The organism is Arthrobacter sp. 2RAF22 (assembly GCF_052115325.1).
In the GTDB taxonomy this organism is placed as follows: Bacteria; Actinomycetota; Actinomycetes; order Actinomycetales; family Micrococcaceae; genus Arthrobacter.
The window spans coordinates 1-22,391 of sequence record NZ_JBFRGL010000003.1; the positions used below are offsets into that span (position 1 = coordinate 1).

The following is a 22,391-nucleotide window of genomic DNA, read 5'->3' on the forward strand; positions in this document are numbered from 1 at the left end:
CCGTGACACCCGGAAACCACACCGGAACGCAAGAAAGCGAACCAAGAATTTGGTTTCCATTTGAAAGGGGGTCGGTCGCAATCTTTCCGCATCAGCGGCGGCGACTCGATCTACTTTACACACCCCCAAGACCCCACGCAAATCACCCCCACAGCACCATCCTGCGCTTCAAAACCCGCTACAACACGGCAATTCCGCGCCCAGTGCCACCTGAGTGAAAGCCTTTAGGGCCGCCAGCCAAAAACATGCCGTGCGTCACAGACAACGCGCCGCACCAGCAAACAAAGCGGACTAGTGCGCGGCTGCGCCCTCGGTTTTGCGCATCATGGTGGACAGCACTACGGCAACCACCGCAATCAAAGTGGCCGTCAGGAATGCGGCCTGCATCCCGGCAACAAAGCCGGACGCAGCCGAGACCACCGCGAAGATCGAAACCAGGAGCGCAGTCCCCGCGGCACCCGCCACCTGCTGCAGTGTGCTCATGATGGCCGAGCCGTGCGAATAGAGGTGCGGCGGAAGCGGGTTGAGGCCAGTGGTGAACGCCGGCGTGAACAGCAAAGCCAACCCCAGGCTAAGCACTGCGTAAAGGACCACGACCCACCACAGGGGGCTGCTCGCGTTGAGCATTGAGAACTGCCACAGCGTGAGCACCAGCAGGATGGAACCCGTGACAGTCAGTGGAAGCGGGCCTATCCTGTCGAACAACCTGCCGACCACCGGACCGAGCAGGCCCATCGCCAAGCCGCCCGGAAGGAGCGCCAGGCCGGTCTCCATTGGCTGCAGGTGGAGAACGTTTTGCAGGTAGAGCGGTAGCAGGATCACTCCGCCGAACAGGGCCATCATGGCAACCACCATGAGCAGGACCGAGACCGTGAACATGCGGAAGTTGAATGCCCTGAGGTCCAGCAGGGGCGCGTCGGACTTCTGCAATTTGAGCTGGCGGAAGACGAACGCCACCATGCACAGGACGCCGATCACGAGTGCAGCGATCGGAACGGCGGTTGCTCCGGAGTGGCCGCCGATCTGGCTCAGTCCATAGACCAGCCCACCGAAGGCAGGAACGGTCAGGACTACCGAGACGAAGTCCAACCTGACGTTGCCGCGTTCACCGACGTTGGTCAGGAACTTGGCGCCAATGCCCATCGCCAACAAGGCCACCGGCAGTACGAAGACGAACATGACTCGCCACGAGAAGTGGTCGAGGATGATCCCGGAAACCGTGGGACCCAAGGCCGGCGCAACCGAGATGGCAATGGTCACGTTGCCCATCACGGCACCCCGGCGGGACAGAGGCACCAAGGTCAAGATGGTCGTCATCAGCAGCGGCAGCATAATTGCCGTGCCGCCCGCTTGGACGATGCGCGCCAACAAGAGCACTCCAAAACCCGGGGCCAGTGCCGCGAGCAGGGTACCGCCGCTGAACAGTCCGATGGCCAGGAGGAACGCAGCTCGAGTGGTGAGCCTCTGGAGGATGAAGCCGGTGGTGGGGATGACCACGGCCATGGTCAGCATGAATCCAGTGGAGAGCCACTGGACAGTAGGCGCGTCGACATTGAGGTCCGTCATGAGCCGCTGCAAGGCGACGTTCATGATGGTCTCGTTGAGGATCACTACGAAGGTGGCCACAAGGAGCGTGACGATGACGGTGACAGACTCGCGCGACATCCTGTCGCTGGCTTGCTGTGTCCCTGTTTCCGGCATGGGGTTGCCGTGCGCGTCGGATGTGACGTCGGTAGACATGAGGATCCCTCAGCTTTGGGTGCGATGGTTTCCGGCGCTCGTCACCGGTGAAGATTGCAACAGTCTAAGCCTCAACGGCATTCCCGTCAGCAGCTTAATCCAAACGTTTGCGTACTGGCATCCGGAAGTTAAGAGAGTTCAGGAACCCAGCGGCAGGTTGTCGATCAACCGCACGGGCCCGACCTTCGCCGCAATGATCGCAAGCCCTTCGCCCCGGAAGGGAGTTTCCTTGCAGTTTTCGGCGAGCGGTTCCAGCGTGCGGGGATCGACGACGTCGAAATAGTCCAGCTTCACGAGGGGCTGCGATTCAACGAGCGCGACGGCGGAGTCCAGCTCGAGCGGCTCGTTCGCCAGGGCACGGGACTCGAGCAGGCGGAGGGCGCGGGACAGCACCAAGGCCGCTTCACGCTCTTGTTCGGAAAGGAAACGATTCCTGCTGGAAAGGGCCAGCCCGTCCGCGTTGCGCACAGTAGGTACGGCCACGATGTCCACCGGAAAGCTGAGATCTGCCACCATCCGCTTCACGAGCGCCAACTGCTGGGCATCTTTCTGGCCGAAGTACGCGCGGTACGCGGCAGCACCGCCGTCGGCGGCTGGACCGCCCGGCAGTCCGTAGTGCAACAGTTTGGCGACCACCGTTAGGGCGCCGTCGAAGTGGCCGGGGCGCGAGGCGCCCTCCCATTTCTCGCCCAGCGGTCCCGAAGTCACCCGGACCAGCGGCTCCCCACCGGGGTAAACCTCTTCTACGGAAGGGGCGAAGACGAGATCCACGCCCTCGGCGTCAAGGAGAGCCATGTCGGCATCAAGCGTGCGCGGGTAGCGTTCGAGGTCCGCGGCCTCGCCGAATTGCAGAGGGTTCACGAAGATGGAGGCCACCACTACGTCGTTCTGTTCGACGGCGGTGCGGGCCAGAGCCGCGTGACCCGTGTGCAGCCCTCCCATCGTCGGGACGAGGCCCTGCGAGCTCCCGCGCTTTTCCGCGAGCAACCGCGCGCTTTCTGCCCGCAATTCCGCTGCAGTGGTCACAAGTTTGATGGCCATTCTCAGTTTCCTTCCTGCGTCCCGGCAGCGTCGTTGCCTGGACGGTCTTCACCGTTGTCCGGCGTACCCGAGGCGTCCAAGGCGTTGTTGATGTCGCCAAGCTGGCCCTCTTTGAGCAGTCCGCGATTGACAGCCCGGCGGGCCGTGGCGCGGGCCATGGCCCGGTAGGCGACGAGGACATCGCCGCCGGCACCGCCGTCGTACTCCTTGAGGGCCTCCGCGTGGGCGGCGACGGTCCCCACATCCCCGCGGGCCACGGGCCCGGTCAGTGCCGATTCGCCTGAGGCCAGGGCGTTCTCCAAGGTGGCGCGGAGCAAGGGGCCGAGCATGCGTTCCGGCGCGTCGACGCCGATATCCCGGAGCAATTGGGAGGACTGGGCCACAAGGGTGACCATATGGTTCGAGCTGTGCGCGAGGGCCGCGTGGTAAAGCGTGCGATCGGCCTCGGCAATGGCCACCGGTTCAGCGCCCATCTCCACCACGAGGGCTTGGGCGATGGGCAGCATCGCGGCGTCGGCAGTGACCCCGAACGTGCAGTCCATGAGCCGGGTGAGGTCCAGGCTCATGCCCGTGAACGTCATGGCCGGGTGGAGGGCGAGCGGAATGGCGCCTGCGGCGCGGACCGGTTTCAGTATTCCGACGCCGAAGCGGCCGGACGTGTGCGCCACGAGCTGTCCTGGCTGCCATGCGCCGAGCTTGGCCAGTCCTGACACGAGTTCGCCGAGCGCATCGTCCGGAACGGCAAGGAGCACCAACTCGGACCGCTCCACGATCTCCTGGATTTCGAGGATCGGGACCCCCGGCAGCAGCGACTCGGCCCGCTCCCGGCTCGCCTCCGACACTGCGGAAACCCCGACGACGGCGTGCTCGGCCCCGCGCAGGGCCGCACCCAGTACGGCACCCACCTTGCCGGCGCCAATGATTCCTACGCCGAGTCGTCCTGGCCTAGCCATGGTCGGGTTCCTCCTGGGTTGATGCACGCCGCATGGCAGGCGTGGCGGGCGGGGCCGGCATGGCGGCGGACGGAAGTTGCGCCAACCATTGCTCGGAACTCTGCAGTTTGCGGGCTTTCCGCGCCCGGGCCGCCTGCTGGTCGAACAAGCCGACTGCTTCCTCGGTGGCTGCCTGGATGAGGCGGGGCGCTACCGGTCCCGGAGTCGTATGCAACACGAGGTCGGCGACGCCGAAGAGCCGGGCCAACGGACCTTGGTGGAGGGCGATCGACTGCGTTCGTTGATGCGGGACCATCACCAACTTCCGCCACAAGCGACCGGAGCGCAGCAGCAGGGCCGTGTCCGTTGAAAGGAAGCCGTTGCGTCGCCAGCCCAACGGGGAAAGAATCCAGGCACGCTTGGGGGTAGTGACAAAGCCGGCGCCTGAATCCAGTCCGGTCAACCCGGCGGTGAACACCCGTTCAGGATCGGCGGTACCAGGATCGGGCAAGACGAGCGAGAGCATCATCATCACTTCAGGCTTCCGGCCGACCGGAAGCAACAGGGTCCGGTGCTCGCCTTCGCTGCGGTGGTGTTCACCGTAGCCGGCAACGTTCACGTGGATCCTGTACCAGCCGAGAATCCGCCACAGCGGCGGCTGCGTGACCTTGAGGGCCTGAATGCGGCCGGGAGGCACGGTTTGGGCCCGGGTGTCCAGGAGCCCGTAGCGCACACGGATCCCGTCCGGGGAAATTGCCGCCGTAAAGTTGTAGCCCGTGTTGAACGATCGCCAGTAGGCGGTTCCCAAGCCGAGGATTGCCGGAATCAAGTAGAGGATGAAGGCCCGGGACTCGGTCAGCACTGACACCAACACGGACGCGATGGCGCTGAGCACAATGAAGAGGCTCTGCTCGCTCAGGATCAGCGAACCGACAAGCCGTCCAGGCGGCACGTAGAGCACCACCTGCTCGGGGGCCTCGGGCACCTCGACCGTTTCGCTCCCGTCAGCAATGCCGGCGGCCCGGCCCAGGATCGTGGCACGGAGCTGTTTGGCCTGGGAGAGCCTGAGGTAAGAGAGCCGCACGGCCGAATGGCCGGCGTCGGCCACCTCGAACTTCAGCTCCGCGAGCCCGAAAATACGGGCAAGCAGGGGCTGCACGATGTCGATGGCCTGGACCCGGTCAAGCCGCGCCTGGCGCTGCTGCTTGAACAGGAAGCCGGTGTTGACCCTTACGTAGCCTTCGGCAAGCTGGTACCTGGTGAAGTACCAGCTGAGGACGAAAGAACCCAAAGCCAGTAACAGCACGACGCCGCCCCCGGCCAGGAGCCAGAGCGTCCGTTCGTTGAAGTTGTCGCCTATGGTCCCGCGGCCTTGGAGGGCCCGTTCGAAGGTATCGCGGCCGAAGAAATAGACGATCGCCGCCAGTGCCACCCATCCCCGCACGAAGGGCGACGCCGGGTGGACGCGGTGCCAGTCGCCGTCGACGACGGTGTGTTCATGGGTCACAGCCCGGCCAGCCTCGCTTCGCCGCGGGCCGAAAGCTGCTCGCGCAGCCGTGCGCCTTCAGCGGCGGGAAGTCCGGGAAGGTGGGCGTTGGTTCCGGCTGAAGCGGTGTGGAGTTTGAGGGTGCACAGCCCGAGGACCCGCTCGACAGGTCCAACCGCAACGTCGACGTATTGCATCCGGCCGTAGGGAACCACCATGGTCCGCTGGAAGAAGATGCCGCGGCGGATCAGCAGGTCGTCGTCACGTTCCGCATAGCCGATGGCCCTCACTTGCCTCGGAATCAACACAAGCCGCCACAGGCCAACCAGCAGAAAGGCCGCGGGAACGGCGACGGCGAGCCACAGCGGTGGCCACTTCCACCATCCCAGTTCAACGAAAAGCAAGGGCAAGCTGAACAGGCCGATCGTGATCACGTGGCCAATGGCCCACCCGAAAATCCGCACGGTCACGTATTTCCGCGAAACGCGCAGCCACTGGATGCCAGGAGGATCAATCGCCGCGGTATGCATATTCGCCTTCGCCCTTGGCCTCGCCACGACGTGGATCCCTGACGCCGGGGCCGCCTTCCAGGTCTTCCGGAGGGATTCGGCAGAACCGCTCCACCACGAGGCCCACGATGGCCATGATGAGCCCGCCGCCGCCCATGATGAGCGCGAGCCACAAGATGCCTTGGTCGCTCCGGAAGCTCCAGAGCCGGAGTTGCTCAATCACGATTCCCACATGCCAGCCCAGCAGCACCGCGCCGGCATAGGCGCAGGCCTGGGCCAGGATCAGGGTTCGCGCCGCCAAGATGGGGTTGAGCATGGTCTTTTTCTTGCCGTTGCGCCACCGCAGGACGCGGATGCCCATGATCAAGGTCAGCACGGCGATGAAGCCCATGGTTATCAACGCGGAAGGAGGAAGAACCGGCGTCGCCATGCTGTAGCGCGTAGTGAGCACGGTGGTCAGCCAGCCGATGGCGGCAAGAACGACGGCGATGATCGCCAACAAGAGCGGTCGCATGGCCTTCATGGACTATTCCACCGCTCCCGCGGCAGCGACGCTGCCGGATCCATCGAAACCGTCGAAAGGCCGAAGCCCGGGAAAGTCCTCGGCTTTGGCGGCCAGCTCGGCGACGCTCTCACCGTTGAGCCGCGCAGCAGGGTCCAGGAGGGCCCACGGATAGAGCACGAAGGCCCGCTCCGCAGCCCGCGGATGCGGCAGGGTCAGTGTTTCGTCGTCGCTTCTGAACTCGCCATAGACGATGATGTCCACGTCCAATGTGCGGGGGCCCCAGCGGACCTCGCGGACCCGGTGGTGCATTTGTTCGACGTCGTGGCAGTGTTGCAACAGTTCCAGCGGCGTAAGCGTGGTCTCAATGGCGATCACCATGTTGAGGAAATCCGGTTGCCCCACAGGCCCGCCCACGGCTTTCGTCTGTACCACCGGGGAGACTCCGAGCAGGCGGATTTCCGGGCGGTCAACGAGGTCGGCGACCGCGGTGGAGAGGGTGTCGTTCCGCTCACCCAGGTTGCTGCCCAAGGCCAGGATGGCTTTCGTGAAACGGGAGGTCATGCACGCTCCCTGTGGACACTGACGGTGACGTCACCGAAGGGTACCTCGATGGGGGCCTTGGGTTTGTGGACCGTGACATCGACGGCGGCAACGTTGAAGCCAGCCAGGATCCCCTCGGCGATCCGTACGGCGAGAGCCTCGATCAGGTTGAGGGGTTCGCCCGTAATGAGGGATGTGATGTACTCGGCCACTTCGCCGTAGTGCGCCGTGAACTGCAGGTCATCGGTTTCCGCTGCCTTGCTGAAATCGGTGTACAGCACCGCGTCGACGACGAACGGCTGTCCGTCCCGGCGCTCGAAGTCGAAGACGCCGTGATGCCCGACGGCGGTCACGCCGGTCAGTGTGATCCTGTCCAAACCGGTTCCTCCCCCTTTGTCCACGAAGCTTAGTGTCTGATGCGTGCGGCAACCTTGACGGCGTCAAGGCTGGGGCCGACGTCGTGGACGCGCACGGCCCAGGCGCCGTTCGCGGCACTGATAGCCGTGATGGCAGCGGTTGCATGATCGCGCTCCGCCGGTGCCGCCGCCTTGCCGGCCACCGTCAGGAGCGTCCCGAGGAAACGCTTGCGGGAAGCTCCAATCAGGACCTTGTGGCCAAGTTCATCCAGCTTGCCGATGTACTTGAGGAGTTGCCAGTTCTGGTCCTCGTCCTTGGAGAAGCCCAGGCCTGGATCCACAATGATTTGCTCCGGTGTGACGCCTGCCGCGTAGAGCTTGTCGCGGACGCCCTTGAGCTCTTCGATGACTTCGTCAACCACATTGCCGTAGTCGGCAAGGCTGTTCATGGTCTCGGCGTCGCCCCGGCGATGGGTCAGGACATAGGGCACTTTGGTGCGTGCAACGAGTTCGGCCATCTCAGGTTCGAGGCTCAGCCCTGAGACATCGTTGATGATCGCGGCTCCTGCCTCCACGGCCGCGGCGGCCGTCGACGCATGTGTCGTGTCGATGCTGACGAGCGCTCCCGCCTTCACGAGTGCCTGAATCACCGGCAAGACCCGGCGCTGTTCTTCTTCCGGGGAGACGGGCTCGGCGCCCGGGCGGGTCGATTCGCCGCCGACGTCGATGATGTCCGCTCCCGCGTACAACATGCGCAATGCGTGGGCGATGGCGGTGTCCGCCGTGGGGTGCTTTCCGCCGTCGCTGAATGAATCCGGCGTGACGTTCAAAATTCCCATGACGAGCGTGCGGTCGGCCGGCAGGTCCGCGAAGCGGGCAGCTGGACGGGGTTTGCGGAGAATGGGCAGGGGGCTGGTAGCCGGGCCCGTTCCTGGTGCTGCTGCGAGGGAATCCATGGTCTTTGTTACCTTCCGAGTATGAGGCTCATGGCTTCGGCGCGGGTGGCCGGGTCATGAAGTTGCCCGCGCACTGCGCTGGTGACGGTCTTGGCGCCGGGCTTGCGGATGCCACGCATGGACATGCACATGTGTTCGCATTCGACGACGACGATCGCGCCCCTGGGCTTGAGGTGGGTCACGAGCGCTTCGACGATCTGGGTGGTCAGGCGTTCCTGCACTTGGGGGCGGCGGGCATAAATGTCGACGAGGCGGGCCAGCTTGCTCAGCCCCGTCACTTTGCCGTCGTGGGAAGGGATGTATCCAACGTGCGCGACGCCATGGAACGGCACCAAATGGTGCTCGCACGTGGAATAGAACGGGATGTCCTTGACCAGCACAAGTTCCTCATGGTCGAGGTCGAACGTGGTGGACAGGACATGTTCGGGATCCTGGTGCAGGCCCGCGAACACCTCGGCGTAAGCCTTGGCTACGCGCTTCGGCGTATCCACCAGTCCGCCACGGTCCGGGTCCTCGCCCACCGCAATGAGGATCTCGCGGACGGCCGCCTCGATGCGGGGGCGGTCGACCTTATATGAGTGGTGGCCGTGGCCGTGGCCACCTGATTTTCCCCCGGAGGCGTCGCCAAAGTCGTCACTGGCGGCACCGCTGAAGTCGTCGTCGTCGATGTGAGTCACAGCAGAAAGCTTAGCCTTGATGCGAAACGTCGGTGCCCGCGTCAGGTCCTTGACCAGTGAATGACTCCTGGCTGCCGACTCCCTGCGGGTGCGGGGGCTGGGCGTCCAAAGGCTCTTCGAGACGAGCTGCCTTGGCTTGTTCCTGGGCTTCGCGCTCGGCCTTCTCCGCACGGGATTCCACCGGAGGGATGGTCTGGACCGGACGGGACTCCTTGGAGAGCCATACCTCGCGGAAATCACGCTTGCGGATGTCGCGGAAGATGTGGGCGATCTCGGCCTGGTTCAGCGTTTCGCGCTCAAGCAGCTCAAGGGCCAACTGGTCCAGGACGTCGCGGTTCTCGGTCAGGATGGCATAGGCCTCGTCGTGGGCCTGATCGATCAGGCGGCGCACTTCCTCGTCAACGATGTACGCCACCGAGTCCGAGTAGTTGCGTTCCTGTGCCATGTCCCGGCCGAGGAACGGCTCGCCGCCGCCGGCGCCAAGCTTCACGGCGCCGATGCGCTCGCTCATGCCGAACTGGGTGACCATCTTGCGCGCAGTTCCAGTGGCCTTTTCGATATCGTTCGAGGCGCCCGTGGAGGGGTCGTGGAAGACGATTTCCTCTGCAACGCGGCCACCCATGGCATAGGCCATCTGGTCGAGGAGTTCGTTGCGCGTGATCGAATATTTGTCGTCCTCGGGAACGACCATCGTGTAGCCGAGTGCGCGGCCTCGGGGCAGGATAGTGATCTTCGTGACAGGGGCTGAATTGCGCAATGCCGCTGCCACCAGGGCGTGGCCGCCTTCGTGGTAGGCGGTGATCTTCCGCTCCATTTCCTTCATGACGCGGCTGCGCTTCTGCGGGCCGGCCATGACGCGGTCGATTGCCTCGTCCAGGGCGCGGTCGTCAATCAGGTTGGCATTGGACCTGGCCGTCAGGAGTGCGGCCTCGTTGAGCACGTTGGCAAGGTCGGCACCCGTGTAGCCCGGGGTCTTCTTCGCGACGCCTTTGAGGTCGACGCCGTGGGCCATCGGCTTGCCCTTGGCGTGGACGTTCAGGATCTGTTCACGACCAATCAGGTCCGGTGCCTCAACAGTGATCTGGCGATCGAAGCGGCCCGGACGGAGCAGGGCAGGGTCCAGGACGTCCGGACGGTTGGTTGCCGCGATCAGGATGACGTTGGTCTTGACGTCGAAGCCGTCCATTTCGACGAGGAGCTGGTTAAGGGTCTGCTCGCGCTCGTCGTTGCCGCCGCCGATACCGGCGCCACGGTGACGTCCGACGGCGTCGATCTCGTCAACGAAAATGATGGCGGGCGCATTGGACTTGGCTTGCTCGAAAAGGTCCCGGACGCGCGAAGCACCGACGCCTACGAACATTTCGACGAAGTCCGAGCCCGAGATGGAGAAGAACGGGACGCCGGCCTCGCCTGCGACGGCGCGGGCCAGGAGGGTCTTGCCGGTGCCCGGAGGGCCGTACAACAGCACGCCCTTGGGGATCTTCGCGCCGACGGCCTGGAACTTCGCCGGTTCTGCGAGGAATTCCTTGATCTCCTGGAGCTCTTCGACGGCTTCGTCCGCACCGGCAACGTCAGAGAAGGTAACCTGCGGCATGTCCTTGTTGACCAGCTTGGCCTTCGACTTCCCGAACTGCATCACCTTGGAACCGCCGCCTTGCATGCGGGAGAGCAGGAACCAGAAAAGCACACCCAGCAGGAGGACGGGGATGAGGAGGGAGAACAGTCCGGAGAACCAGTTGTTCTCGACGGGCTGGTCCGTGAAGCCACTGGACGGCTGGGCGTTGGTGACGGCCTTGACGACATCCCCGGCTCGCGCGGTGACGTAGAAGAACTGGACGTTCTTGCCTTTGTCCTGGCCATCGATGACGAGGTTGTCTTTCAGCGTCAGGTCAACGCGGTTCTCGGCATCGTAGATTTTGGCCTGGTCCACCTTGCCGCTCTGCGAGAGGATCGCGAGGCCCTTGTCGGTGTCGATACGGGTGGATCCGCCGGGGGCAAGGGTTGCAAATGCCACCAGGAGCAAGCCGACTACGACAACAATCCAGATGCCCGGGCCCTTGAAGAAACTCTTAGCTTTCATCTGTTCGGGGGCTCCGCCCCGTCCCTCCTGGTAGTGCTGCACGGCGCAGCTTCTGCGCGCGTGTGGTGCTGCGTCAGTTTCTAGCTTTACACCGTTCGGAGTGATTCACGCACAGTGAGAGGCAAAAGTTCCCTCTAGGCGTACATGAACACGGAATTCCGGAAGTTCCCGGGGGAAATCCACCGTTCTTTCAGGATCCCCGCGCAACGGGTCGAACGCAATCGTCGAACGGTTGCAACTACTGCACGGTACAGACCGGGTTGGCGCCCGCCAGTCCCATGGATGCGTTTGCCGTGGCCAAGGAGGAGACCCACCCCGAGCCGTCCTTCGTCTGCAGATAGACACCGTAGGAGCCCCCCAGCAAACCGCCGAGCACGCCCGACTTGAATTGCGTCGTGTACACGCCTCCGACAGGGCCCGTCGTGGAGAGGTTGGTTCCCAGCACCACGCCTGTCAGATTCGGGAGAAGTCCCCCGTTGGCTACGTAGTAGTTCACGTTGGCGGGCGCCGCATACGCGGTTCCCGCCGGGAATCGCCAGTTGACGGTGATCACGGGGCTGGTCCCGGCGACCCCGGGGCTGAGCGTACACGGGCCGATCATGACCGGCGGGGGAATCGTGAGCGCGTTCAATGTACCGGAGCCAACTTCGGAGGCGGACCAGCTCGCGTCCGTGGTCCCCGTTCCGCCCGGGACCACAAACAGTGCGGCCGCGACCCCGGCCACCGTGAGCAGCGATCGCAGGCGATGCGGCTTCGAAGGTGTTGCCATCAGTCCCCACCCGGATCACGGGCGGGCGCGATTCCGTCGGCAGCCGCACGGGCGCCGGCGAGCTTGGACGCGAGAGCCCCGGCCAGGACAGTCCCAAGGCCCAGAAGGGCAAAGATGCCCAGGCGGAAGCCGGTATCCGCGAGAGCGGTGCCGGGAAAGTCGTGTGGCCCGGCTGGCTCGCCGGCGGCGTCCACCCTGGCCGTAATTCTGGTTGAAAGCCCCTGCACGCTGTTACCCGCCGACGGCGAAAGCGTCACCTCAAGCAGCAGTTCGACGCCGGCCGGAATTCCGCCGTCGGGATTTGCAAGACTGGTCGCACCACCCAAGGAGGAAAGCGTCGTTGTCGGGATGACGGTGTTTTCACCGGACCGGCAGACCTCCGCCGCCCAGGCGGTGGTGCAGCTGCGGACACCTACCGTGACGACTCGTGCCGACTCATCCGATGCGGCAAGCTCCATAAGTGGGCCGTCCGCAAGCAGCCGCATCCTCAAATCGTGCAGGGTCACGGCCCTGGCAGTCACCCCGATACTCCATCGGCTCGTAGATCCGGGCGCAAGGACGGCCGGCGGATTGCTCCCCCCGTGTGTCAGGATCAGGTCCGGCCCGTCTGTCGCCGCCGACGCCGGAGCGGAGCAGAGCAGACCCAGCGATACCAAGGCGACCGTCGCCGCGTAACGCCTGAGGCTCCCGTGTCCGATCATCGCCTCGCCTTGATTCGGGCCCGCGGGGCCCTCTCGGGGCGGGGCCACAGCGCCCAGGTCACCAACGCGGACACGGCAACCGTAGTGCCGCCAAGCACCCAGGGGCTCGATGCTCCCGCAACAACGTAGGCAATACCCGGCACCGAATAGAGCACCGTGCGGACTTTGGAGACGGTGTACGGTGCGGGATCCTCCACGGGATTGGCGTCGCCTTTGAGCGTGAGGACGGCCGTGGCGCCGTCGACCATCCGGGAGGATGCGACCCGGTGGGTGACGGGCAATTGTCCCGGCCGGTCCACGGTGACAACGTCGCCTGTCCGCACTTCCGACGCCGGGACCTCGCGGACTATGGCCAAGGATCCAGCAGGGATCCCGGGAGACATCGAGCCGGTCTTGAACATGATGAGCGTGATGTGGAAAAAGACGGCGGCCAACGTCAGGAGGATGCAGATGGCGCCGCCGATCGCCGCGAGGTTAAGCAACGTCTCGCGCACGACGTCGGCGAGGCGCCTGCGGTTGTCGGCCGTCCGTCGTCGGGACCCCACCGGCTCAAGCACCGTCCTCATGAGTCGGACGTTCCCTTGATTTCCCAGGTTGCCGTCACGCTGGCCCCCTGCAGGGAGTTGTCCGCGGAGGCAAGCATCGTGACCTCGAAGCACATCTGGGTGGGGCTCAGCGAGTTCGCAGCCACCGCTGTGGCGGCACCGGCCGTGGTGAGTGGCACCGTCGACGCCGAGGTCCCGACAAGGTAGCTCGCCCCGGCCGTGAACTGGCTCGAGTCGCACGATCCGGACGAGTACCTGACCACGCGATAGGCCAGGGCAGCGGCCAGGGCGGCGTTGTTGTTGCTGGCTCCTTGGAGCGTCAAGGTTCCGGAAAGCGACCCCGCAGTAGTCCGGATCCAGATGGGAGCGTAGTTGACGGTGCTTGGTGACATTCCTGCAGCACTGAATGCCATGGTGGCAGCGGATCCCGACGTGGGATGTGCCAGCCATGCACCTCCTGAGTTGACGGAGGATTCGATCTGGAACGAGCTGGCGGTGAATGTTCCTGCCGCGAACTCGGAATCGTTCCAGGCAGCGAGGGTCAGCGTGCATCCGGCACCGAGGACAAGGCCCCCGGCCAAGATGGCGCGCACACGGAGGAAGCGCTGGCGGCCCCGCTCAGGCCGACGAGTCGCCCTGCGTCCGGTCATCGCGGCTGGTCAGGAGGTGGATGCCGCAGCGAACTGCCACGTGGCCGTGCCGTTTTGCCCTTGGACCAAGCCGGCGGCCGCAGTCACTTTGAAGCAGAGGAAGACCGCGTCACCGGGATCGCTCGCGGGGCTGCCGGGGCTGAGGGTGAACGTGACTCCGCTCAGCGCTCCATTGAGAGCGGTACCCGCCTGCACCAATTCGGTTCCCGTGGTGCTGCTGGAGCATCCGAAGGACGTGGGCTGGACAAGTTCATAACTCAGGTTCGCGACCGACCCGGTGGCGGTGGCTGTATTCACCGTGACAGTGGAGCCTGTAGTGGTGTTGGCCGCCAGCCGCACCGCGAAGGGCGCGTAGACGGTGTCCCCCGGCGCCAGATTGGTCGGGTTGAGGGTGAATGGCAAGGTGGCGCCAGGGGAGGCAGCGTGGTCCGTGTACGACGCGCCGTCTGTGCTTCCTTGAAGATTGAAAGTGCCCGCCGTGAATGTTCCGGTGGCGAACTCGGAATCGTTCCACGCGGCCAACACAACCGCCGCGCCGACCCCCAGGACCAATCCGCCGGCCAAAAGCGCCCGCATCTTTCCGCGCTTTGACATTGAAACTGAACTTGTACTCAAAATGCCCCCCACAGGTCAAGTCAAACGACTAATGAGCTGAACGCTAACACGCAAATCGCCCATTATCGGCAGCCCTCCCCTAATGAGTTAAAAAGAGAAGTCGGCCTCCCAATGGGGCGGCCGACTTCTCTGGCTTTCATTTGCGTCTAGGACGCGAAATGAAAGGCTATTCGTAAACGTGCGGGGCGAGGGTTCCCACAAAGTCCAGGTTGCGGTATTTCTCGGCGTAATCGAGACCGTATCCGACGACGAATTCGTTGGGAATGTCATAGCCGACGTACTTGACGTCGATCTCGACCTTGGCGGCCGTGGGCTTGCGGAAAGCGGTGCAGATTTCCACCGAGGCGGTGCCTCGCGATTCGAGGTTGGTCTTGAGCCAGGAGAGGGTCAGGCCGGAATCGATAATGTCTTCGACAATCAGGACATCCTTGCCCATGAGGTCGGTATCAAGGTCCTTGAGGATGCGCACGACGCCGGAGGACTGGGTACCGGAGCCGTACGAGGACACCGCCATCCAGTCCATGCTGACATGGCTGTGCAGCGCACGCGCGAGGTCTGCCATGACCATGACGGCACCCTTGAGCACGCCGACGATCAGCAGCTCGCGGCCCTCGTAGTCCTTGTCAATCTGTGCAGCAAGTTCGGCGATCCGTTGCTGGATCTGCTCCTTGGTGTAGAGAACGTGTTTGAGGTCTGCCTGGACGTCGTTTGAATCCACCAATGGCTCCTGTGTTGATGCGTGGGTGCGGCTACTGTTGGGGCGATCTTTGATGCCGGAATACTAGCTTCCCACAGCCGCCGCCTTCGCGGGGAACGGCAGTTCCTCCGGCTGCGGCCTCCCGCTCCAATTCGCTCAGGGATACGCGGTACACGCTGACGCTACCGGGAAGCTGCACGGGGCCCGCGGATCCCTGGCGACGCAGCAAGCCTTCGGCGGCCTGAAGCCGCCCGTAGCCGGGCTGTTGGCCCCCGACGTCGGCCGCCGCCTTGGCGATCACGCGGAACCTCAGCGCGGGGGACAATTCCCTCAAGCGGTCTTCCGGGAGCCAGACCCCGTCGTCGCTCCGGTTCACGAGGCCCGCATAGCTCTCAGCGGCAAGGTGCTCCAGGAAGTCGGCATCCTGTTGCAGGATCGCTGCGGTGCGGGCGAGTGATTCGGCCACGCCGGGCCCCAGCTTGTCCTCAAGCAAGGGCATCACCTCAACCCTGGTCCGCGAGCGGGCGAAGGCGGGGTCAGCGTTACTGGGATCGTGCCAGGTTTCGAGTTCCTCTACCTCGCAGATTTCGAGCGTTTCGGCGCGGCGAAGCCCGAGGAAGGGACGAAGGAGCTTGCCGCGGGCGGGCCGCATCCCGGCGAGGGAACGCGTTCCCGAGCCCCGGGCCAGGCCCAGCAGCACCTGTTCGGCTTGGTCGTCCAGCGTGTGCCCGAGCAGGATTGTCCCGCAATCAAGTTCGGTGGCGGCTGCTTCGAGGGCCGCGTGCCGGGCGTCCCGGGCTGCCGCCTCGGGACCGAACCCGGTAGCTGTCACTTCCACGGTCCGCAGCTGGACGGGCGAGAGTCCCAGCCCTTCAAGGATCGCCACGGTCCGTGCCGCGACGTCAGCCGAGCCTTCCTGCAGTTGATGGTCAACCACGACGGCGGCTACGCTCACGGGGCGTCCGTGAACGTGGCCACGCCGGGCAAAATAGGCTGCCACTGAGGCAAGCGCCAAGGAATCCGGCCCCCCGCTGCAAGCCACCAGGATTCGCTCGGGATAGCCCGCGGAGGCCAGCGCGTCCTGCAACATATTCCGTGCTTTGCCGACGACCGGCGCCAAACGCCCGGGACGCCGTCGTCCACTGCTTGGAGCGCTTCCAGTGCTTGGTGGGTTTCTACTGCTTGCGCCCTGGCCCGATGTGGTGCCTGCGGTCACAGCCCCATCCGCTCAAGCCACAGCTTGGAGTCGTGGATCTCGGTCTCCGTAGGCAGTTTGTCGGCCGATTCCCAGACCCGGTTGAGGCCCTCCATGCCCGCCACCGCAACCACTTCGCGGACAAACTTGGCTCCGTCGCTGTACTGGCGCATCTTGGCATCCAGGCCGAGGATGTTGCGGATGAACTTCTCGATCACGCCCCGGTCCTTGCCCCGTGCGTTGAAGCGCTGCCTGATGGTCTTCACTGAAGGGACAAGGGTGGAATCGACGGCGTCCATCACCACGTTGGCGTGGCCTTCAAGCAAGCTCATGACAGCAGTGAGATGCGAGAGCGAGGCCTTTTCCTCAGGGTTCTGGAGCAGGTCCAAGATGGCCCCGCGGCCGGGTGTGGCGCCGGTGGAGCGGTCGCGCAGGGAGCGCGCGGCGGCAGTGGCGCGATCCATGATGGAGTCCACATTGCCGATGAGATTGGCGCTGAGGCGCTCGATTTCCTCGAGCATGTGGGTCCGGAGCCAGGGCGCCGCGGCGAACTGCACCCGGTGGGTCTGCTCGTGAAGGCAGACCCAGAGCCGGAAATCGTCTGGATCGACGTTGAGCTCGCGCTCCACGGAGATGATGTTCGGAGCCACCAGCAGGAGCCGGCCCGCAGGTGGTGCTTTCGAGTCCGGGGCGAGCGCGGCGAAGGGATCGTATTGGCCCAGGACTTTGCTCGACAAGAAGGCAAGCACAGCCCCGAGCTGGCTGCCGGTGATGGCGCCGCTCGCGGCCGCCGCTGCCGGTGTCATCGCCGGACCCCGCCGGGAATCCAGCATTTGTTTAAGGGCCGGTTGGAGCATCACGGCAAAACTCTGGGTATTGGCCTTCGCCCACGACGCCCGGTCAACCACGAGCACATGGGAATCGCGGAGATCGCGTGCGGCTTCCAAACCGGTGATGTCATGCACATGCGGTACCGAGATGTCCGCACTGAAACGCAGGCTGTCCACGGCTTTGCCGATCTGGGCCGGACTCAGTACGGGACCGGGGGGAGCGAGCCGGGCGGCCGTGGAGGCGGCCAGCTCCCAGTTGATGAGGGACTGGGCTTGCTGCTGAGACTCCATACGAACCATCAGAACACAACAGTCTGAATCTGCACCCTTAAGTTCGCTCAGCGGCGAACGCCAGGCAGCGGCAAAGGTCAGCCGGCGCGGCAACCGCATGACGCGAGGGCCGTCGCGGACCTGTCCAGCGCCACTTTGTTCCCCGCCGCGCCCGGCGTCAGCCCGTTGCCGATAAAGGAAAAGACCAGGAGGCGGCCGTTCGCGTCCACCACGTAGCCGCTCAGAGCGATCACCGAATTCAAGGTGCCGGTCTTGGCCCGCACCAATCCAGCCCCTTGGGAGGTGGTGGCGTCTGCGTAGCGGTCGCCGAGCGTCCCGGTCAGCCCGGCAACGGGGAACCCGGCGAGGGCGGCACGGAGGCGAGTGTCCGGTCCGGAGGTAATCGCCCGCACCACATCCGCGAACTGCCGCGCGGACACCTGGTTGCCCAAGGCAAGGCCGGACACGTCCGCCAAGTGCATGGAGTCCGTGGCGATCCCCAGTTCCGCCACCTGGGCGCTCACGGCCGCCGTCGCGCCGTCGTTGGATCCCGGCTTTCCAGCGGACAGCGCGGCCATCCGGCCGAATACCTCGGCGAGGTAGTTGTCCGAGGTTTCCAGCATCAAGTCCACCTGCTCGCGGACGGTCGCAGAAGCCACGCTGGCAAGGACGTCCTGCTTCCCTGCCGGAGCGGCGGCGCGTTCCACACCGGGGACCACCGTGAATCCGGCAGCGGCGCCCGCGGCTTGGAGTTTCCCGGCGAAAGCCTCGGCGGCGGTGAGCGCGGCGTCCTGCGGACGCGGACCGGTGGTTGCTCCCGGGCTTGTCCGGGCCGAGTTCAGGGCGAGCGGAAAGATCGGCGCGGTTTCACCGGCAGCGACGTCGTCGAGGCTCCACGCCGGATTCAAAGCCGGACCGGTGAACAGTCCATCGTCCAACTGGACTGTGACCGGCCCCTTCATGCCGCGGTCCTGAAGCGCTTTCGCCGCATCCGCCGCGAGGGTCTCCAGGCCGGCATGGCCAAGCACTTCGCTTGGCTGGGACGGGCCGTCGCCGAGCAGGACGTCACCCCCGGCGCTCAAGATGATCGTCGACGGCGAAGGTCCCGTCAGGACCCGCGTGTTGAAGCGGGTCTCCGGGCCGATCGCCCGCAGCGCAGCGACTGCCGTCAGCAGCTTCATGTTGGACGCCGGCACCCGGTTCTTGGCGCCGTCGCGATCGTAAAGCGGAAGTCCGGTCAACGCATCCTCAACGACGCCGGTGAAGTCTCCCCCGCCGTCGGGCGTCAGGAGGGCGTTGAGCTGGCTGGTGACATCGGCCGGCAGCGGGACCGGGGCGGAAGCGTCCAAAGGGGCAACGATCTGGGTGCGGCTCAGTTGCTTGGGGACCTGTTGCCAGGCCGGCACCTGGGGCGCGGGCGCAGCGGCTACCCCGAAGAAGCCGGGTGCGACTCCGAGGCCCATCGGCACGGCCAAGGCCGCGATGACCGCGGCCAACAAAACAAGGGGCAGAAAGCCGACGACACCCTTCGGTTCCGGCCTCGCGGGCGTCCCGGGTCTGGGCTTCCGGGGCCTGAGAACGGGATTTTCCTGCTGTTCCGGAGACTGGTTGTCAGCCCCCGCCTCGTCAACGCCCTTCATGCAGCTTTAGTCCTCAAAGTCTTGAATGTCCCCACCGTTTCAAGAAACTTGGGCCTCTCGCTATATCCTCAATAGTAGTCGGCGGCGTCGGCTGCTCTGTTGCCGCGCCCATGCCAATACCGTCAAGGAGCATTCCATGAAGCACGACGTCACGATCGAGATCCCCAAGGGGTCGCGCGTCAAGTACGAAGTTGACCACGAGACCGGCCGCGTCCGCCTGGACCGCGTCCTGTTCACCTCCATGCAGTACCCCACGCACTACGGGTTCTTCGAGAACACCCTTGGCGAGGATGGCGACCCGCTGGACGCACTGGTCCTCCTGCAGGACTTCGACCTTTACCCCGGCGTCATCGTTGAATCCCGCCCCATCGGCGTTTTCAACATGACCGACGATGGCGGCGGAGACGCAAAGGTCCTCTGCGTTCCGGCCGACCCGCGCTTCGACCACATCCAGGAAATCTCCGATGTCAGCGAATTCCTGATCAAGGAAATCGAGCACTTCTTCACCCGTTACAAGGACCTTGAGCCGGGTAAGTGGGTCAAGGCTGAAGGCTGGGCCGACCGCGCCGCCGTCGTTAATGGGTGGGTACCCGACGCGGAACGGATCGGCCCACAATCGCCGGGCACCCGCCGTCGTAACGAGAAGTTGGCTCTGGATTAACCGCTTGAAAGTCAGCTACCTGCCGGTAATGTTTGATCCACAATGTTCACCCTGACCATCAACCAACGCGACAGCCGCGGCGACGGAGACCTCGTACCGCAGCTGCTCAAAGACCTGCGCCACGTCCCGGCGTGCTTGGACTTTGACCGCTCGGTGGAGGACGAAGTCCAGGGCATCGTGGAACTCCCCCATCAGGCCGTGGATTCAGCGCTCATCGCCTTGAGGAGCGGACAGTGGTACGTGGGAATCGGCGTGGGACCGGTCAACGAACCCCTGCCGCAGCAAATCAAAGACGCCTCCGGACACGGCCTGGTCTACGCACGCCGCGCCGTGGACCGCTTGCGGAACGGCAAAGAGCGGGTCCCTGTGGCAGTCGAGGGGCCGATCGCTGCCCTCGCTGCCGAATCGGAGGCCGTGCTGCGGCTCCTGGGGCACATTGTGCAGCATCGGAGCGTTGCCGAGTGGCGCGTCCTGGACCTGCTGACGCCCGGCGTGCGTGGGCAGCAGAAGGCCGTGGCCCAGGAACTGGGGATCAGCACCCAAGCCGTGAGCAAGGCCCTGGCACGCGCCCAATGGGTGGAGGAGCACGCCGCCCGGCCGGCCGCGGCGCGCTTGCTGCAGTTGATCCTCGACGTTTACTGATTGCGTCAGCCCGCGTTCATCCATATTGTCCTCGACACGTCCGTTCTTCCCGGCCTACCTTGAGTCCATGATCTCCAAGCCAAAGCTTGGGCGGCTTCTTCCCGCTCTCAGGCAGGCCGTCACAGGCCACCGACTCCTGTTTGCCGCAAAGACGGCCGTCGCGGCGGGGGTGGCTTGGTACCTCGCGCCGCTCATGCCTGGGACAGCCGCCGCCTATCCCTATTACGCTCCCTTGGGCGTCCTGGTCAGCATGCACCCCACTGTTGCGGCTTCCGCCAAGCATGGGCTGCAAAGCCTGCTGGGACTCGGATTGGGCATTGCCATGGCCTTCGCCGTGACCACGGTCACCACCCCAAACGCACTGGCGGTGGCCGTCGTCGTCGGCCTGGGCGTGGTTATCGGCGGCCTGCCAAGGCTTGGAAGCGCCTCCGAATGGGTTCCCATGGCGGCGCTGTTCGTGCTGGTCCTGGGTTATTCGAATGCGCAGGGATTCTCTTTCGCGTACGTCCTGCAAATGGCTATGGGCGTGGCCGTCGGATTCGCGGTGAACTGGCTGGTCTTCCCTCCCCTTCATCTTGAAGGCATCGATCCCGCCATCGACGGACACCAACGGGCATTGTCCAAGCAACTCAAGGACATGGCCAGCGCCATGACGGAATCCTGGCCACCGGACCATGAGGAATGGGCGAGCCGCAGCGGCGAGCTCGCACGTACCGCGACCGACGTGCGGGCAGCTGTCCAAGCGGCGAAGTTGAGCGCAAAAGCGAACCCGCGGTCCCGCCGTCGAGCCCGCCGGCTGCCCGCCGACCTGGCCGGTTTGCGAACGCTGGAACGGCTGACCTTTCACGTCCAGGACATCACGGACGTCCTGGCAAGCGTCATCTGGGAAGAGGACGCGGGAACGGTCATTCCGGAGGGTGTCCCGCCAAACCTGGCTGAGGCGCTCGACGACGTAGCAACAGCGATCCGGCAATGGAGGCACGGAGATTCCGGAGACTTCCGGGATGCCCTGGACGAAGCCCGGGACAGTGTGGCAGCACTAAGTGACACCGTTACGGAAGCAGCCGCCGGCCAGGAGTCCGTGAACGCCACCGCATCGGTCGCCATGAGCCTCCGCCGGATCATCACTGTGGTCTCCGACGACGCCTGAGCTAGCGATGGGGTGAACTGGCGTAGCCCCGCAGCGCGGGGCTACTTCAGTTGCGCAGGTTCAGTTGAGCAGGGCTATTACAGCAGGCGACGCAGGATGAGGGCCGCACCGTCGTCGTACACCGAAGCGGTGACCTCGTCCGCGACGGCGATGACTTCCTCAGGCGCCTGGCCCATGGCGACACCGCGCCCGGCCCAGCTGAGCATTTCGATATCATTGCGGCCGTCCCCCACTGCCACCGTGTGGCGCGGGTGCGTGCCAAGCCGCCGGCGCAACTGCTCCAAAGCGCTGGCCTTGGTGACCCCGGCGGCGGCGATATCCAGCCAGGCCGTCCAGCCCACCGAATAGGTGACCCCGGACAGCCCGATCTTGCGAATGGCTGTGGAAAATTCTTCGGCCGTGTTTTCGCTGCTGAACACCACGACACGCACCGCAGTGGCATCGAGCATGGTCTGGAAATCGACGCCGATGGCCTCAACGCCGAAGCTGGCGTCCTGGAACCGCTCCGTGGAGAGGAAGTTCCCGTCCTCGTCCTCAAGCGCGTATTTGGCGGACGGAAGCTGCTCGCGAAGAGCCATCAACGCCGGGGCGGGATCGAACGTGGCCTTGTGAATGATCTCGTAGCCTGCGTCCAGCTGGGGGTCGAGCCGCAATGTGACACCGCCGTTGCAGCACACGGCATATCCCCGTTCCAGCCCTATCTGCTCAATGATGGGCAACGTGGCGTTCAACGAACGGCCCGTGGCGATCAGGACGTCGTGGCCGTGGGCTACAACCGCCCTTGCGGCGTCGCGGACACCAGGTGACATGTGGCCATCGTGATCCACGAGGGTTCCGTCGACGTCCAACGCCACCATGAGTTTGTGATTCACATTCCGCTGGTCATCGATGCCAGCGACTGAGGTACCAGTCAATATAGTCATGCCTCCAGTGAAGCAGACCCCACCGCCGCCAGCTAGGACGCAGGCCACAGCAAGGGATTAACACGCGGTGAATACTCCCACGTTGTCCACAGTGTGAATATTAACTTGAGGCCTTGCCGCGAGGCCRTAGTCCGGCGCGCAGAAGCTTCTGCCGAAGACGGCCCGGCTGTACGACTCCCCCACTGATTCGGCCTTCGTGTGGGCCAAGCTCGCGATGCGGAGTGCTCTGTGTTTGGTGGCATCAGCCACGATCCCGTCCAGTGCCCCCGGTTGTGGAGGAC

24 protein-coding genes are annotated in these 22,391 nt (G+C 64.7%); 3 read left to right on the forward strand and 21 right to left on the reverse strand.

Annotated elements, in window-relative coordinates:
- Positions 1-291: 291 nt before the first annotated feature.
- From AB4068_RS04575 to dacB, 20 genes are all read right to left on the reverse strand, one after another.
- Positions 292-1,740 carry a DHA2 family efflux MFS transporter permease subunit gene (locus AB4068_RS04575; RefSeq protein WP_441432786.1) on the reverse strand — a complete coding sequence of 483 codons (1,449 nt, stop codon included), beginning with the start codon at positions 1,738-1,740 and terminating at the stop codon, positions 292-294.
- A 138-nt stretch (positions 1,741-1,878) separates the two neighbouring features.
- The gene (gene panC / locus AB4068_RS04580) at positions 1,879-2,781 is read right to left on the reverse strand and encodes a pantoate--beta-alanine ligase (RefSeq protein WP_441432787.1); all 903 of its coding nucleotides are present in this window, start codon (positions 2,779-2,781) and stop codon (positions 1,879-1,881) included.
- A gap of 2 nt (positions 2,782-2,783) precedes the next feature.
- Positions 2,784-3,734, reverse strand: coding sequence for a Rossmann-like and DUF2520 domain-containing protein (locus tag AB4068_RS04585; RefSeq protein WP_441432788.1), 951 nt, complete (start codon positions 3,732-3,734; stop codon positions 2,784-2,786).
- Positions 3,727-5,220, reverse strand: coding sequence for a PH domain-containing protein (locus AB4068_RS04590; protein ID WP_441432789.1), 1,494 nt, complete (start codon positions 5,218-5,220; stop codon positions 3,727-3,729). Before AB4068_RS04590 ends, AB4068_RS04585 begins: the two co-directional genes overlap by 8 nt.
- Positions 5,217-5,729, reverse strand: a complete 513-nt coding sequence (locus tag AB4068_RS04595; RefSeq protein ID WP_441432790.1) for a PH domain-containing protein — start codon at positions 5,727-5,729, stop codon at positions 5,217-5,219. Before AB4068_RS04595 ends, AB4068_RS04590 begins: the two co-directional genes overlap by 4 nt.
- The gene (locus AB4068_RS04600; protein ID WP_059388929.1) at positions 5,710-6,231 is read right to left on the reverse strand and encodes a DUF3180 domain-containing protein; all 522 of its coding nucleotides are present in this window, start codon (positions 6,229-6,231) and stop codon (positions 5,710-5,712) included. Before AB4068_RS04600 ends, AB4068_RS04595 begins: the two co-directional genes overlap by 20 nt.
- A 3-nt stretch (positions 6,232-6,234) precedes the next feature.
- On the reverse strand, positions 6,235-6,774 hold the full coding sequence (gene folK, locus AB4068_RS04605; RefSeq protein ID WP_284990225.1) for a 2-amino-4-hydroxy-6-hydroxymethyldihydropteridine diphosphokinase: 540 nt from the start codon (positions 6,772-6,774) through the stop codon (positions 6,235-6,237).
- On the reverse strand, positions 6,771-7,130 hold the full coding sequence (folB, locus tag AB4068_RS04610; protein WP_059388928.1) for a dihydroneopterin aldolase: 360 nt from the start codon (positions 7,128-7,130) through the stop codon (positions 6,771-6,773). Before folB ends, folK begins: the two co-directional genes overlap by 4 nt.
- A 29-nt stretch (positions 7,131-7,159) precedes the next feature.
- Entirely contained in the window at positions 7,160-8,065 is a 906-nt protein-coding gene (folP, locus tag AB4068_RS04615) for a dihydropteroate synthase (RefSeq protein ID WP_441432791.1), read from the reverse strand.
- Positions 8,066-8,073: 8 nt separating this feature from the next.
- Complete coding sequence (gene folE / locus AB4068_RS04620) at positions 8,074-8,742, reverse strand: GTP cyclohydrolase I FolE (protein WP_284990223.1); 669 nt, start codon at positions 8,740-8,742, stop codon at positions 8,074-8,076.
- A gap of 10 nt (positions 8,743-8,752) precedes the next feature.
- Positions 8,753-10,822, reverse strand: a complete 2,070-nt coding sequence (gene ftsH / locus AB4068_RS04625) for an ATP-dependent zinc metalloprotease FtsH (RefSeq protein ID WP_441432792.1) — start codon at positions 10,820-10,822, stop codon at positions 8,753-8,755.
- Positions 10,823-11,060: 238 nt separating this feature from the next.
- Positions 11,061-11,591: a hypothetical protein gene (locus tag AB4068_RS04630; RefSeq protein ID WP_307054118.1), complete on the reverse strand. Its 531-nt coding sequence runs from the start codon at positions 11,589-11,591 to the stop codon at positions 11,061-11,063.
- Positions 11,591-12,112 (reverse strand): hypothetical protein, encoded by a 522-nt coding sequence (locus AB4068_RS04635; RefSeq protein ID WP_441432793.1) that lies wholly within the window; start codon positions 12,110-12,112, stop codon positions 11,591-11,593. The genes AB4068_RS04630 and AB4068_RS04635 overlap by 1 nt, the downstream gene beginning before the upstream one ends.
- A 176-nt stretch (positions 12,113-12,288) precedes the next feature.
- Complete coding sequence (locus AB4068_RS04640) at positions 12,289-12,858, reverse strand: signal peptidase I (protein ID WP_441432794.1); 570 nt, start codon at positions 12,856-12,858, stop codon at positions 12,289-12,291.
- Complete coding sequence (locus tag AB4068_RS04645) at positions 12,855-13,430, reverse strand: SipW-dependent-type signal peptide-containing protein (protein WP_172465591.1); 576 nt, start codon at positions 13,428-13,430, stop codon at positions 12,855-12,857. Before AB4068_RS04645 ends, AB4068_RS04640 begins: the two co-directional genes overlap by 4 nt.
- A 66-nt stretch (positions 13,431-13,496) precedes the next feature.
- The gene (locus tag AB4068_RS04650) at positions 13,497-14,081 is read right to left on the reverse strand and encodes a SipW-dependent-type signal peptide-containing protein (RefSeq protein WP_059388925.1); all 585 of its coding nucleotides are present in this window, start codon (positions 14,079-14,081) and stop codon (positions 13,497-13,499) included.
- 187 nt (positions 14,082-14,268) lie between these two features.
- Entirely contained in the window at positions 14,269-14,820 is a 552-nt protein-coding gene (gene hpt / locus AB4068_RS04655; protein ID WP_059388924.1) for a hypoxanthine phosphoribosyltransferase, read from the reverse strand.
- A gap of 31 nt (positions 14,821-14,851) precedes the next feature.
- A complete protein-coding gene (tilS, locus tag AB4068_RS04660) occupies positions 14,852-15,889 on the reverse strand; it encodes a tRNA lysidine(34) synthetase TilS (RefSeq protein WP_441432795.1) in 1,038 nt (345 codons plus the stop codon).
- A gap of 122 nt (positions 15,890-16,011) precedes the next feature.
- Positions 16,012-17,115 (reverse strand): zinc-dependent metalloprotease, encoded by a 1,104-nt coding sequence (locus AB4068_RS04665; protein WP_253257327.1) that lies wholly within the window; start codon positions 17,113-17,115, stop codon positions 16,012-16,014.
- Positions 17,116-17,192: 77 nt separating this feature from the next.
- Positions 17,193-18,557 carry a D-alanyl-D-alanine carboxypeptidase/D-alanyl-D-alanine endopeptidase gene (gene dacB / locus AB4068_RS04670; RefSeq protein ID WP_441432857.1) on the reverse strand — a complete coding sequence of 455 codons (1,365 nt, stop codon included), beginning with the start codon at positions 18,555-18,557 and terminating at the stop codon, positions 17,193-17,195.
- Positions 18,558-18,870: 313 nt separating this feature from the next.
- Between dacB and AB4068_RS04675 the strand changes: the two genes are divergently transcribed.
- The 3 genes from AB4068_RS04675 to AB4068_RS04685 all read left to right on the forward strand — a co-directional run bounded on the left by AB4068_RS04675 (position 18,871) and on the right by AB4068_RS04685 (position 21,187).
- Complete coding sequence (locus AB4068_RS04675; RefSeq protein WP_441432796.1) at positions 18,871-19,395, forward strand: inorganic diphosphatase; 525 nt, start codon at positions 18,871-18,873, stop codon at positions 19,393-19,395.
- A gap of 42 nt (positions 19,396-19,437) precedes the next feature.
- A complete protein-coding gene (locus AB4068_RS04680) occupies positions 19,438-20,037 on the forward strand; it encodes a hypothetical protein (RefSeq protein WP_441432797.1) in 600 nt (199 codons plus the stop codon).
- Positions 20,038-20,104: 67 nt separating this feature from the next.
- Positions 20,105-21,187, forward strand: coding sequence for an FUSC family protein (locus AB4068_RS04685; RefSeq protein ID WP_284990217.1), 1,083 nt, complete (start codon positions 20,105-20,107; stop codon positions 21,185-21,187).
- A gap of 77 nt (positions 21,188-21,264) precedes the next feature.
- Here the strand turns inward: AB4068_RS04685 and AB4068_RS04690 are convergent, their stop codons facing one another.
- Positions 21,265-22,110, reverse strand: a complete 846-nt coding sequence (locus AB4068_RS04690; RefSeq protein ID WP_059388920.1) for an HAD family hydrolase — start codon at positions 22,108-22,110, stop codon at positions 21,265-21,267.
- Between the last annotated feature and the right edge of the window lie 281 nt (positions 22,111-22,391).